Genomic DNA, 13,618 nt, shown 5'->3' on the forward strand with positions numbered 1-13,618 from the left:
GCCTGCGCCAGCGCCGCACCCACCGCAAGGCCGGCAACGTGGCCGATTTCTGCCGCCGCTGGGGCCGCAACTACCGCTACATGGTCGTGCTCGACGCCGACAGCGTGATGAGCGGCCGCTGCCTGGTCTCGCTGGTGCAACTGATGGAAGCCCACCCCGATGCCGGCATCATCCAGACCGCCACGCAGGCCATCGGCCACGCCACGCTGCACGCCCGCGCGCAGCAGTTCGCTGCCCGCGTGACCGGGCGCCTGTTCACGCTCGGCATGCAGTTCTGGCAGCTCGGCGAATCGCACTACTGGGGCCACAACGCCATCATCCGCATCGAGCCCTTCATGCGCCACTGCGCGCTGGCGCCGATCCGCGGCCGTGGCGGCCTGGCCGGCAGCATCATGTCGCACGACTTCGTCGAGGCCGCGCTGATGCGCCGTGCCGGCTACAAGGTCTGGCTGGTGTCCGACCTGCAGGGCAGCTACGAGCAGCAGCCGCCGGACCTGATCAGCGAGCTGCAGCGCGACCGCCGCTGGTGCCAGGGCAATCTGCAGAATGCCCGCCTGATGGCCGAGCCCGGCATCCACCGTGTGCACCGCTTCATGTTCGGCGTCGGCGCCATGTCCTACCTGTCGGCCCCGCTGTGGCTGTTGTTCATGGCCCTGGGCACCACCATGCTGGTGCTCGACAGCGCCAGTGGCACCGACTGGCACGCCAGCCTGGCCGAACGCGCCAGCCTGTGGGCCTGGACACTGTCGCTGCTGTTCCTGCCCCGTGTGCTCGGGGTGATCGCGGTGTTCCTGCGCCGCGAGCAGCGCGCCTTCGGCGGCGGCCTCAACCTCGCACGCAGCGCCCTGGCGGAAAGCGTGATGGCCCTGCTGCTGGCCCCGATCCGCATGGTCGCCCACTCGCTGTTCGTGGTCGTGGCCCTGACCGGCCTCAGGCTCGAATGGAAGTCGCCCCCGCGGGAGGCCGCCGGCGTGGCCTGGCGCGATGCGGTGGCGCACTACGCACCGGTGATGCTGGGCACGGCCGCCGTGGCCAGTACCCTGGCAATGACCATGCCCAGCGCGCTGCCCTGGGCCTACCCGGTGCTGCTGCCGCTGCTGCTGGCCGCACCGCTGACGGTCGGCATGGCCAGTGTGGCGCTGGGGCGCCAGATGCGTGCCCAGGGATGGCTGCTCATCCCCGAGGAATCCTGGTCGCCCGCCGTGCTGCGCCGGGCCTGGAAGTATGCGTGACTCCCCCCTGCGCCGCTGACGCGGCTTCCCCCCTCTCTGGCGCGCCGCTGCGCGGCGCTTGGAGGGGGGACGGCACCAGTGGCCCGGCGAAGCCGGTTCCACGGTGCCCTGGGGCTTGACGCTGTATCACGCGATGCGAGTCACCCCACCCATACATTCGCTACCCAAGCGCGCCAACGTCGTGGGCACCCACGGAACCGGCTTTGCCGGGCCGTAGGGTGCGTCCCCCCTCCAAGCGCCGCGCAGCGGCGCGCCAGAGAGGGGGGAAGCCGCGTCAGCGGCGCAGGGGGGAGCTACTTCAGATACCTTCGGTCCGACCAGGTCGCCAGCCACTGGGGGGCGAAGGCGACGAAGATGGCGGCGAACATGCCGGTCAGGAAGGCATCGCCCCAGGCCATCAGCCAGCGCGCCACCAGTGCCTGCTCGCGCGGCGGCTGGCCGGACAGCGAGGACAGGCCCTCCAGCAGCAGGCCGGCGACGAACATCGACAGTGCCGTGCCCATGAAGGCACGGCCCAGGGTGTAGATGAAAATGTTGGCCGGCAGCCAGCGACGCACCGCAGCGCCCACGCCCAGGGCCAGGGTCGCCGGCACCAGGCCGATCCACACCCCCTGCTGCAGCACCGGCCCGACTCCGGCCTGCCCCACCAGCCAGACGAGCAGCGACACCACCGACAGGACCAGCACGGCCAGCGGCCACCCCAGCATCAGCACCAGCAGGCAGGCCCCCGACAGTTGCACCTGCAAGCCCTGGGGCATCTTCTGCGGCAGCAGCCAGACCCAGGGCAACAGGACCACCGCCGCCAGCGCCGGCGTCAGCAACGGGCCACGCAACATGCGCCAGGGCCGCAACCAGGCGGCCACGCCCAGCGCCGTCAGCGCCAGGATCAGATTGAGAGAGAACCACATCGGCAGCGAGTATCCCGCCGTCCGCGCACAGACGCTTGACCTGCGTCAACCCATGCCGGGCAGCTTGGGCATCCCCTTCATGCCGCCCATGCGCTTCATCATCTTCATCAGGCCGCCGCCCTTCATTTTCTTCATCATGCCCTGCATCTGCTCGAATTCCTTGAGCAGGCGGTTGACTTCCTGCACCTGGACGCCGGCACCGGCGGCGATGCGGCGCTTGCGCGCGGCCTTGATGATCTCGGGCTTGCGGCGCTCGGCCATGGTCATGCTGCAGATGATGCCCTCCTTGCGCCGGATGTCCTTCTCGGCGCGGGACAGGTCGGCTTCGCTGGCCTTGGCGGCCAGGTTGCCCGGCAGCTTGTCCATCAGGCTGGAAAGGCCCCCCATCTTCTTCATCTGGCGCAACTGATCGAGGAAGTCGTTCAGATCGAACCCGTCACCGCTCTTGACCTTGGCCGCGAGCTTTTGCGCCGCGGCCATGTCCACCCCGGCCGTGACCTGCTCGACCAGGGCCACGATATCGCCCATGCCGAGGATGCGGCCGGCATGGCGCTCGGCGTCGAACACCTCCAGGCCGTCGATTTTTTCCGAGACGCCGGCGAACTTGATCGGCGCGCCGGTGACCTGGCGCACCGACAGCGCCGCGCCACCGCGCGAGTCGCCGTCCATCTTGGTCAGCACGATGCCGGTGAGCGGCAGTGCCTCCTTGAAGGCCTTGGCGGTGTTGACCGCATCCTGGCCCTGCATGGCATCGACCACAAACAGCGTTTCCACCGGGTTCAGCGCGGCGTGCAGGGTCTTGATCTCCTGCATCAGCGCCTCGTCGATGGCCAGGCGACCGGCCGTGTCCACCAGCAGCACGTCGAAATAGTGCTTTTTCGCGTAATCAAGCGCCGCACGCGCGATGTCCAGCGGTTTCTGGTCGGTCGAGCTCGGGAACCACTCGGCACCGGCCTGTGCCGTGACGGTCTTGAGCTGTTCGATGGCCGCCGGCCGGTAAACGTCGCCGGAGACGGTGAGCACCTTTTTCTTGCGCTTTTCGATCAGGTGCTTGGCCAGCTTGGCGGTGGTGGTGGTCTTGCCCGCGCCCTGCAGGCCCGCCATCAGGATCACCGCCGGCGGCTGCGCGGCGAGGTTGATGTCGGCCACCCCGTCGCCCATGGTGGCAGCCAGCTCCTGGTTGACGATGCTCACCAGCACCTGGCCGGGCGTCAGCGACCCGACGACCTCCTGGCCCAGCGCCTTGGCCTTGACCCGCGCGATGAAGTCGCGCACCACCGGCAGGGCCACGTCGGCTTCCAGCAAGGCCATGCGCACCTCGCGCAGCATCTCGGTGACGTTGTCCTCGGTGATGCGTGCCTGGCCGCGCATCGTCTTGACGATGCGTGACAGGCGTTCGGAAAGAGCAGATGCCATGGGGATTCGGTGCAGGGTGAGGCCGGGTCGGCGCTGGTGGTGCCCGTTGCTGCCGCGGGGCGGCACGGATACAGTCACGGGCCGTTAAACTGTGGTCAGATTCTAGCCCGCGTGCCTTCTGGCATGGCAGGCGGGTCCGCGTCCCTGTCACCCTTTCCCATGCCGCACCTGACCGCCCTTTCGCTGTCCACCGCCCTGGCCTATGCCCTGCTGGCCTATGCCTACCAGCGCCTGTCGCCCGTGGCCTCGCGCAGGGCACTGCTGTGCGTGTGGGTGCTGCACCTGCTGGCCCTGCTGCAAGGCCTGTTCGCCGAGCCGCCGCGCTTCGGCTTCGGCCCTGCGTTGTCGGTCACGGTCTGGCTGGTGCTGACGGTCTACGCCCTGGAAAGCCAGCTCTACCCGCAGTTGCGCGTGCGCTGGGGCCTGGCCGGCCTGGGCACCGTGGCCATGCTGCTGGCCATGGCATTTCCCGGTCAGCCCTACCCCGGCCTGCGCTCGCCCTGGCTGCCGCTGCACTGGGCGCTGGGCATCGCCTGCTATGGCCTGATCGCCGCGGCCGTGGTGCATGCCTGGCTGATGCAGCGCACCGAAAAAGCCATGCGCCAGGGGCAAACGGACGACACCACCATGCCCCTGCTGACGCTGGAGCGCCTGACGTTCCGCTTCGTGACCGCCGGGTTCGTGCTGCTGACCGCAACCCTGCTGGCCGGTGGCTGGTTTTCCGAAAGCCTCAACGAGCGCTGGGTCTGGAACCACAAGACCATCTTCTCGGTGCTGTCCTGGCTGACCGTGGGCATCCTGCTGCTGGGCCGCTGGCGCCTGGGCTGGCGTGGCCGCACAGCCATCCGCACGCTCTACCTCGGTGCCGGCTTCCTGCTGCTGGGCTACGTCGGCTCGCGCTTCGTGCTTGAAGTGATCCTGCACCGGGGCGGCTGACGCCAGACGCACGATGAAATACCTGCTCGTCTTCGCTGTGGTGCTGGTGGCTTTCTGGGTCTGGCGCAACGACCGGCGCCAGGAGCAGGCCGAACGGCAGCCGCGACGCGCGCCCCCGCCCCCTCCGGCACCGGTGCCCATGGTGGCCTGTCGCCACTGCGGCACGCACCTGCCCCAGACCGAGGCCATCCAGGGGGCCCACGGGTGGTACTGCTGTGCCGGCCACCGCCGTCTGGAGGACCCTCCGGCATGACGTTGCCCCTCACGCCACGGCCCGCGCAGCGCGGCTGCCGCCCGCGCGTTCACCTCGCATGAGCAGGACGGAGACCATGTCGGCCTTTCCGGGGTCGTGGTATTCCAGCCTTGAAGGGCTCTCGGGCTGGTCCGGATCCCGCCGGGGACGGACGCCATCGCACCCTGCGTTCACACGCATCTGGCGTGGTTTCATGCTGGCCCGGGTCATTGTGGCCAGCGTCCTGGTGGCCATGCAGGTGTTCGTCCTGCTCACGCACACCGGCGGCCCGGCGTGGCTGATCGCCATCAACGTCCTGCACCTGGGCCTGGCCCTGGTCGCCCTGCGGTGGGTACGCCCGTCCGACCTGCGCCACCTGCGCCGCGGCCAGTGGTTGTTCACCATTGGCGTGGACCTGCTCGCGGTGGGCGTGCTGCAGCATTTCCAGCACGGCAGCCTGAACTACACACCGCTGCTGGCACTGCCCGTCCTGCTGGCGGCCATCCTCGGTCCGATGATGATCGGCCTGGCCACGGCCGCGTGCGTCACCATCTACCTGCTGCTGGAGGCCACGCTGCTGTCGGCCCTTTCGGGCAACGGCCAGACCTCGGGCATCCTGCAGGCGGGTCTGTCGGGCATCGGTTTTTTCATCATGGCCGTCCTGGCCAACCACCTGGCGCGCCGGCTGGCCCGCGAGGAAGCCGTGGCCCAGAGCAGCCAGGCGGCCGCACGCGCGCAGGCACAGGTCAACGAACTCATCATCGAAGGCCTGAGCGAAGGGGTGCTGGTGGCCGACGCCGACGGCGTGGTGCGCAACGCCAATCCGGCCGCCCAGCGCATGCTCATGGGCGATGCCTACCCGAAGGGTGCCCGGCTGCTGCTGTCGGGCCGGGCCGGCTGGGAGGCGCTGGCGCACCTGGTCGGCCAGACCTTCTCCCTCGGCCAGCCGCTCGAAGCCGAGCTGGAGCTGCACGTCGATGAACTGACCACGCACCGCCTGTTCGGTCGCAGTCGCCTGACCCGCACCCATGGCGACGGCCAGGGCCTGTGCGTGGTGTTCCTGGAAGACCTGCGCGAAATCGAGGCCCGCGTGCGCACCGAGAAACTGGCCGCCATGGGCCGCATGTCGGCCGCCGTCGCCCACGAGATCCGCAACCCGCTGTCGGCCATCTCCCAGGCCAACGCCCTGCTCGACGAGGAGGTGGCCGACGCCGGCCAGAAGCGCCTGACGCGGATGATCGACGAGAACGCCCGCCGCCTGGCACGCATCGTGGACGACATCCTCAATGTGGCCCGCGCACAATCGTCCCCGGACAGCGGCCCGCCCCTGTCCGTGCCGCTGGACCCGGCACTGCGGCAGATCACGTCCGAGTGGGTCCGGCAGAACAAAGCCGGCCAGCTCCTGGGGGTGCACACGCATGCCGATGGTGCGCACATCGGCTTCGACCCCGATCACCTGCGCCGTCTCATGGTCAACCTGCTGGACAATGCGCGCCGCCATGCCAGCGGGCATCCTTCCTCGATCCGCGTCATTTCACAGCCGGCCGGCCCTGACCGCATCCGGCTGTCGGTCTGGAGCGACGGCCCCCCGCTGGAGGCCGGCGTGCTCAAACACCTGTTCGAGCCTTTCTTCTCGTCCGAGAGCCGCTCCAGCGGTCTGGGCCTGTTCCTGTGCCGCGAGCTGTGCGAGCGCTACGGCGCCCAGATCGCCTACCAGCGCAGCGCGCTCGACCTCAAGGACGGCAACGAGTTCTACGTGCTCATGCCCACCACCCAACCGCTGCCCCGGCAAGCGGCGCAGCGCAATCGCTCCCTCCTGCCGCAGGATTCGATGTCTGCCGCACCGCGCCTGGCCCGGCCCAGCCAGTTCAATCCCTGAGAGCCTGAGAGTTTGACGTCCATGCCCGCCCGCATCCTCGTGGTTGACGATGAACCTGATCTGCGGACCCTGTATGAGCTGACGCTGCTGCGCGAGGGCCACAGCGTCAGCTCTGCGGCCGACCTGGCCGAGGCACGCGAGATCATCGAGCGCGAACACTTCGACGTGCTGATCACCGACATGCGCCTGCCCGACGGGCTCGGGCTGGAGTTGCTGCGCGAGCTGGCCCAGGCACAGCGACCCGAGAAAAGCATCGTCATCACCGCCTATGGCTCGGCCGAAAACGCGGTCGAAGCCCTGAAGTCGGGTGCGTTCGACTACCTGACCAAGCCGGTGGACCTGCGCCAGCTGCGTGCCGCCGTCGCCGCCGCCCAGCAAAGCCAGCGCCGGCTGCCGGTCTGCGCCCTCCCCGGGGCCGATGCCCTCGCCACGGTGCTCGCCACGGCACCACCGCCGCCCGGCGGGATCCGTGCCCTGGCACGCATTGCCGGCTCGTCCGAGGCCATGACCCGGATCAAGTCGCGCATCGAGAAAGTGGCCACGAGCATGGCGCCCGTGCTCATCCTGGGCGAGTCCGGTACCGGCAAGGAGCTGGTGGCCCGCGCCGTGCACGAGTGCAGCCACCGGGCCGCCGGGCCATTCGTGGCGGTCAACTGCGGCGCCATTCCCGACAACCTGATCGAGGCCGAGTTCTTCGGTGCGCGCAAGGGGGCCTACACCGGTGCCCATCACGATCGCGAGGGCTATTTTCAGGCGGCCAGCGGCGGCACCCTGTTCCTCGACGAGATCGGCGATCTGCCCCTGTCCATGCAGGCCAAGTTGCTGCGCGTGATCCAGGAGCGGCGCGTGCGCGCCCTGGGCAGCGTGCAGGAAGAGGTGATCGACGTGCGCATCGTCAGCGCCACCCACCGCGACCTGGCCACGATGGTGCGCGACGGCGAATTCCGCCAGGACCTGTTCTACCGCCTCAACGTGATCGAGTTGCGCATCCCGGCGCTGCGCGAACGGCGCGAGGACCTGCCCGAGCTGGTCGAGACGCTGATGCGGCGCCTCAGCGAGGAATCCGGCCGACCGGCCCCGGCCCTGTCGGCACCGGCCATGGCCTGGCTGCAGGATCTCGATCTGCCCGGCAATGTGCGCGAACTGGAGAACCTGCTGCAGCGTGCCCTCGCGCTGGGCACGGGTGACCGGCTCGAGCCCGGCGACTTCGGCGCTCCCTCCGCCGCCGATGAACCGCCGGCCGGGACGCCCACCCCGCCTGCCGCCAACCAGGCACCGTCCGACGACCCACCCACCGAGGCGCCGGACGACATCCCGACCGATCTGCAAAGCTACCTCGACGAGCAGGAACGCCAGGTGCTCGTCAGGGCCTTGCGCGAGGCCGACTTCAACCGCACGGCCGCGGCGCAACGGCTCGGTCTGAACCTGCGCCAGATGCGCTACCGCATCCAGCGCCTGGGCATCGTCATGCCCGGAGACGACGACGCATGAGCGCTGGCGGCTGGCTCGGCTGGGCGCGCCGCTGCCCGTCGCCCAACGTCGATGAGCGGCCCGAGGGCGCGCAGGTTGACCTGATCGTGGTCCACTCGATCAGCCTGCCCCCCGGTGTCTTCGGCGGTGACGCGGTCGAGCGGCTGTTCACCAACTGCCTCGACTGGGACGCCCACCCCTATTTCCAGCAGATCCGCGGCATCAGGGTATCGGCCCATTTCCTCGTGCGGCGCGACGGCTCGCTGGTGCAGTTCGCCGACATGCACGCGCGCGCCTGGCACGCCGGCGCCTCGTGCTGGCGGGGACGCGAGCGCTGCAATGACGACTCCATCGGCGTCGAGCTCGAAGGTCTGGAAGGTGGCCTGTTCGAGGCCGCGCAGTACGCCACGCTCGCGCGGCTGTGCCACGCCATTGCCCGGCGCTTTCCCATTGCCCACGTCGCGGGCCACGAGCACATCGCGCCCGGCCGCAAGCACGACCCTGGAAACGGCTTCGACTGGCCGCGCCTGCAGCGGCTGCTGGGCTGGCCACTCGCCTGCTTTCCGCCCGGCGTGACGACAAACGGCAACTCGGTCGCCTGACCTTTCTCGCGCGCCGCAACCGCAGGATCGGCGCGGCCTGCAGCCCGTTTTCGGTTTGCAGGCCGCACCACACGGCGCATTCCTCTGGCCATCCCAGCGCTGAAGCGGCCTTGACCAGCATGCCCCGGCATGGTGCGCCGGCCGGTTTTTTATGACGCGAAATTCCCGCCGGCGGATTGTCCAAAACACTACCGGTAGTGGCTTGAAGCCCCCATGAACACCAGATATAGTGTGCCCTGCGCAGCGGGTGCCGGGCCGGAACCATGCTTGGCCAGCCGGTTGCCACCCTGGCAACCATCGCCTGCGCCCACCCTGCCAGCCACGCCACGCCCCCACAGAACAAACGAAAGAGGAATCATGCAGACCACACCGTCCACCACCCCCGAACTCTCCGTCTCCATGCGCAGCGCCGCCGTGGGTGCCTCTGCGGACAGCAGCGGTACGGCATCGGTCTTCACCCACTACCAGATCATCCGCCGCAATGGTGCCGTGGTGCATTTCGAGCCCAGCAAGATCGCGGTGGCCCTGATGAAGGCCTTCCTGGCGGTGCATGGCACACAGGGTGCGGCCTCGGCCAGCGTGCGCGAGACGGTGGACACCCTGACGCAGAACGTGGTGCGCGCGCTGATGCGCTCGCGCCCGGGCGGCGGCACCTTCCACATCGAGGACGTGCAGGACCAGGTCGAGCTGGGCCTGATGCGCAGCGGCCACCACGAGGTCGCCCGGGCCTACGTGCTGTACCGCGAGCGCCGCGCCCAGGAGCGCGCCAGCCAGGCCGCCGCACAGGCCCCCCAGCCGGCCGAGGCCGTCCTGCACGTGACCGATGGCGGCCAGCGCATGCCGCTCGACGTGGCCCGCCTGACCACGCTCATCGAGGCGGCCTGTGCCAACCTGGGCCAGGACGTCCGGGCCGAGCCCATCGTGGCCGAAACCAAGCGCAACCTGTACGAGGGCGTGCCGATGGCAGAGGTCTACAAGGCCGCCATCCTCGCCGCGCGCACCCTGATCGAGAAGGACCCGGCCTACACCTACGCCACCGCCCGCCTGCTGCTGCACACCATCGTCAAGGAAGTCCTGGGCGAGGACGTGCCCGCCGCCGAGCGGTCCCAGCGCTACATCGAATTTTTCCCCCAGGCGATCAAGAAGGGCGTCGAGGCCGAGCTGCTCGACGACCGGCTGCTGCAGTTCGACCTGCCACGCCTGGCCGCCGCCCTCAAGCCCGAGCGCGACCTGCAGTTCGACTACCTGGGCCTGCAGACCCTGTACGACCGTTACTTCCTGCACGTGCGCAAGACCCGCATCGAGCTGCCGCAGGTGTTCTTCATGCGTGTGGCCATGGGCCTGGCGCTCAACGAAATCGACCGCGAAGCGCGCGCCATCGAGTTCTACGAGGTGCTCTCCCGTTTCGACTTCATGTCGTCCACGCCGACGCTGTTCAACAGCGGCACGCGCCGCTCGCAACTGTCGAGCTGCTACCTGACCACCGTGCCGGACGAGCTCGACGGCATCTACGAGGCCATCAAGGAAAACGCCCTGCTGTCCAAGTTCGCCGGCGGTCTGGGCAATGACTGGACGCGCGTGCGCGCCCTGGGCAGCCACATCAAGGGCACCAACGGCGAGTCTCAGGGCGTGGTGCCGTTCCTGAAGGTGGTCAATGACACGGCCGTGGCGGTCAACCAGGGCGGCAAGCGCAAGGGCGCGGTCTGCGCCTACCTGGAGACCTGGCACCTGGACATCGAGGAGTTCCTGGAGCTGCGCAAGAACACCGGTGACGATCGCCGCCGCACGCACGACATGAACACCGCGAACTGGATCCCGGACCTGTTCATGAAGCGCGTGATGGACAAGGGTGACTGGACGCTGTTCTCGCCCTCCTCCGTGCCGGATCTGCACGACCTGTTCGGCGCCGACTTTGAACGCGCCTACGTGGCCTACGAGGAAAAGGCCGCCCGTGGCGAGATCCAGCCCTCCAAGAAGATCCCGGCCGTCGACCTGTGGCGCAAGATGCTCTCGATGCTGTTCGAGACCGGCCATCCCTGGATCACCTTCAAGGACGCCTGCAACGTGCGCTCGCCGCAACAACACGTGGGTGTGGTGCATTCGTCCAACCTGTGTACCGAGATCACGCTCAACACCAGCGACACCGAAACGGCCGTGTGCAACCTCGGCTCGGTCAACCTGCTCAACCATGTCCGGGATGGCCAGCTCGACCACGCCAAGCTGCAGCAGACGATCAACACGGCGATGCGCATGCTCGACAACGTGATCGACATCAACTACTACGCGGTGAAGAAGGCGCGCGACGCCAATCTGCGCCACCGCCCTGTCGGCCTGGGCCTGATGGGCTTCCAGGACGCGCTGTACGAACTGCGCATCCCCTATGCGAGCGACGCGGCCGTCGAGTTCGCCGACCGCTCGATGGAGGCCATCTGCTACTACGCCTACTGGGCCTCGACCGAGCTGGCGCGCGAGCGCGGCCGCTACAGCAGCTTCCGCGGCTCGCTGTGGGACCAGGGCATTCTGCCGCCCGACACCGTGGACCTGCTGACACGCGAGCGCGGCGGCTTCGTCGAGGTGGACCGCTCCAGCGCGCTGGACTGGGATGCCCTGCGCCGCAAGATCGCGCAGGACGGCATGCGCAACTCCAACTGCGTGGCCATCGCACCCACGGCGACGATCTCCAACATCGTCGGCGTCGATGCGTCGATCGAGCCGTGCTTCGGCAACCTCTCGGTCAAATCCAACCTGTCGGGCGAGTTCACCGTCATCAACGCCTACCTGGTCAGGGACCTCAAGCGCCTGGGCCTGTGGGACGACGTGATGGTGATGGACCTCAAGCACTTCGACGGTTCGCTGCACCCGATCGACCGCGTGCCGCAGGACATCAAGGCCTTGTACGCCACGGCCTTCGAGGTGGAACCCGCGTGGCTGGTCGAGGCCGCCGCGCGACGCCAGAAGTGGATCGACCAGGCGCAGAGCCTGAACATCTACATGGCTGGCGCCTCGGGCAAGAAGCTGGATGACACCTACAAGCTCGCCTGGCTGCGCGGCCTGAAGACCACCTACTACCTGCGCACCACGTCCGCGACGCAGGCCGAGAAATCCACCGGTCGCACCGGTCAGCTCAATGCCGTCTCGGTCACGCCCACCGACACGCCGATGGCAGTGTCCGCCGCAGCAGAACCGGCCACCGACGTGAAGTTCTGCGCCATCGACGATCCGGGCTGCGAGGCCTGCCAGTGAGAGAAAGGCCTGCGCGATGCGCCTGATGTCATGTCCCCATGCATGCATGCGATGCGACACAGCAACACAAAAGACTGCGCGCAGGCCGTCTTCCTTTGCTTTTCATGCCGACACTTCGATAATCCGTTGAATTGGATGGACCTATGCTGACCTGGGACGATCACGCCACGCCCACTGCCAAGCCTGCCTTGATGCCCCACGCGCCAACGACGCCGGGTGTATCAACCGACCGCACCACGGTGCCGACCGCTCCGGTAACGCCGCACCGCCGCGTGAATGTGGCCGACAAGCGCATCATCAACGGCCACACGGACGTCAACCAGCTCGTCCCGTTCAAGTACAAGTGGGCCTGGGAGAAGTACCTGGCCACCTGCGCGAACCACTGGATGCCGCAGGAAGTCAACATGAGCCGCGACATCGCGCTGTGGAAGTCCCCGAACGGCCTGACCGAGGACGAGCGCCGCATCGTCAAGCGCAATCTGGGCTTCTTCGTCACCGCCGATTCGCTGGCCGCCAACAACATCGTGCTGGGTACCTACCGCCACATCACGGCGCCCGAGTGCCGCCAGTTCCTGCTGCGCCAGGCGTTCGAAGAGGCCATCCACACGCACGCCTACCAGTACATCGTCGAATCGCTGGGGCTGGACGAAGGCGAGATCTTCAATGCCTACAACGAAGTCGCCTCCATCCGCGACAAGGACGAGTTCCTGATTCCGTTCATCGACGCCATCATGGACCCGGGCTTCGTCACGGGCACGCCCGAGGCCGACCAGACCCTGCTCAAGAGCCTGATCGTCTTCGCCTGCCTGATGGAAGGCCTGTTCTTCTATGTCGGCTTCACGCAGATCCTGGCGCTGGGCCGCCAGAACAAGATGACCGGTGCGGCCGAGCAGTACCAGTACATCCTGCGCGACGAGTCGATGCACTGCAATTTCGGCATCGACCTGATCAATGCCATCAAGCTGGAAAATCCACACCTGTGGACCCCCGCGTTCAAGGCCGAGATCAAGGCGCTGTTCGAAAAAGCCGTCGAACTCGAATACCGCTACGCCGAAGACACCATGCCACGCGGCGTGCTGGGCCTCAACGCCTCCATGTTCAAGGGCTACCTGCGCTACATCGCCAACCGGCGCGCCACGCAGATCGGCCTGGAGCCCCTGTTCCCCAACGAGGAAAATCCCTTCCCCTGGATGAGCGAGATGATCGACCTGAAGAAGGAGCGCAACTTCTTCGAAACCCGTGTCATCGAGTACCAGTCCGGCGGAGCCCTGTCCTGGGATTGACCACCCACCCATGAACCCGCTCCATGCCAGGCCCTGCAACCGACACCTCGGTGTCCGGCGGCAGGGCTTTGCCACAGGATTCAGCGCCTTGCCGGTACCCATGGCTGCAGCCATTCACCGGCAGGGTCTTGAATCACTTCCATGGCCGTCTGCCGTGTGAAGTGCCCATAGCAACTTGATCAAGGAGAACACAATGGCAACTGCGAAGAAGAAGGCCGAACCCGCCAAGAAGGCGGCACCGGCCAAGAAGGCGGCACCGGCCAAGAAGGCAGCACCGGCCAAGAAGGCAGCACCGGCCAAGAAGGCAGCACCGGCCAAGAAGGCGGCACCGGCCAAGAAGGCAGCACCGGCCAAGAAGGCAGCACCGGCCAAGAAGGCGGCTCCGGCCAAGAAGGCAGCACCGGCCAAGAAGGCAGC

At 67.8% G+C, this 13,618-nt stretch carries 11 protein-coding genes; 9 read left to right on the forward strand and 2 right to left on the reverse strand.

Annotation, left to right across the window (positions count from 1 at the left end):
- The coding region (mdoH, locus tag PHQ87_RS09025; RefSeq protein WP_300233198.1) for a glucans biosynthesis glucosyltransferase MdoH at positions 1–1,232 on the forward strand (1,232 nt) is incomplete at its 5' end.
- 293 nt (positions 1,233–1,525) lie between these two features.
- Here the strand turns inward: mdoH and PHQ87_RS09030 are convergent.
- Both PHQ87_RS09030 and ffh read right to left on the reverse strand, forming a co-directional pair.
- Positions 1,526–2,140: an energy-coupling factor ABC transporter permease gene (locus PHQ87_RS09030; protein WP_300233200.1), complete on the reverse strand. Its 615-nt coding sequence runs from the start codon at positions 2,138–2,140 to the stop codon at positions 1,526–1,528.
- A 45-nt stretch (positions 2,141–2,185) separates the two neighbouring features.
- A complete protein-coding gene (ffh, locus tag PHQ87_RS09035; RefSeq protein ID WP_300233202.1) occupies positions 2,186–3,556 on the reverse strand; it encodes a signal recognition particle protein in 1,371 nt (456 codons plus the stop codon).
- Between the two features lie 159 nt (positions 3,557–3,715).
- On the opposite strand from ffh, the gene ccsA reads away from it, so the two are divergent.
- From ccsA to PHQ87_RS09075, 8 genes are all read left to right on the forward strand, one after another.
- On the forward strand, positions 3,716–4,492 hold the full coding sequence (gene ccsA, locus PHQ87_RS09040) for a cytochrome c biogenesis protein CcsA (RefSeq protein WP_300233204.1): 777 nt from the start codon (positions 3,716–3,718) through the stop codon (positions 4,490–4,492).
- 13 nt (positions 4,493–4,505) lie between these two features.
- On the forward strand, positions 4,506–4,745 hold the full coding sequence (locus tag PHQ87_RS09045; protein WP_300233205.1) for a PP0621 family protein: 240 nt from the start codon (positions 4,506–4,508) through the stop codon (positions 4,743–4,745).
- Positions 4,746–4,938: 193 nt separating this feature from the next.
- Entirely contained in the window at positions 4,939–6,603 is a 1,665-nt protein-coding gene (locus PHQ87_RS09050) for an ATP-binding protein (RefSeq protein ID WP_300233207.1), read from the forward strand.
- Between the two features lie 21 nt (positions 6,604–6,624).
- Entirely contained in the window at positions 6,625–8,094 is a 1,470-nt protein-coding gene (locus tag PHQ87_RS09055) for a sigma-54 dependent transcriptional regulator (RefSeq protein WP_300233209.1), read from the forward strand.
- Entirely contained in the window at positions 8,091–8,675 is a 585-nt protein-coding gene (gene ampD, locus PHQ87_RS09060; protein WP_300233211.1) for a 1,6-anhydro-N-acetylmuramyl-L-alanine amidase AmpD, read from the forward strand. Before PHQ87_RS09055 ends, ampD begins: the two co-directional genes overlap by 4 nt.
- Positions 8,676–9,032: 357 nt before the next feature.
- Entirely contained in the window at positions 9,033–11,918 is a 2,886-nt protein-coding gene (locus PHQ87_RS09065; RefSeq protein ID WP_300233213.1) for a ribonucleoside-diphosphate reductase subunit alpha, read from the forward strand.
- Between the two features lie 143 nt (positions 11,919–12,061).
- Positions 12,062–13,201, forward strand: coding sequence for a ribonucleotide-diphosphate reductase subunit beta (locus tag PHQ87_RS09070; RefSeq protein WP_300233215.1), 1,140 nt, complete (start codon positions 12,062–12,064; stop codon positions 13,199–13,201).
- Between the two features lie 193 nt (positions 13,202–13,394).
- A partial coding sequence (locus PHQ87_RS09075) for a hypothetical protein (protein ID WP_300233217.1) occupies positions 13,395–13,618 on the forward strand: 224 nt, incomplete at its 3' end.

Source organism: Hydrogenophaga sp., assembly GCF_028698005.1.
Classification (GTDB): domain Bacteria; phylum Pseudomonadota; class Gammaproteobacteria; order Burkholderiales; family Burkholderiaceae_C; genus Hydrogenophaga.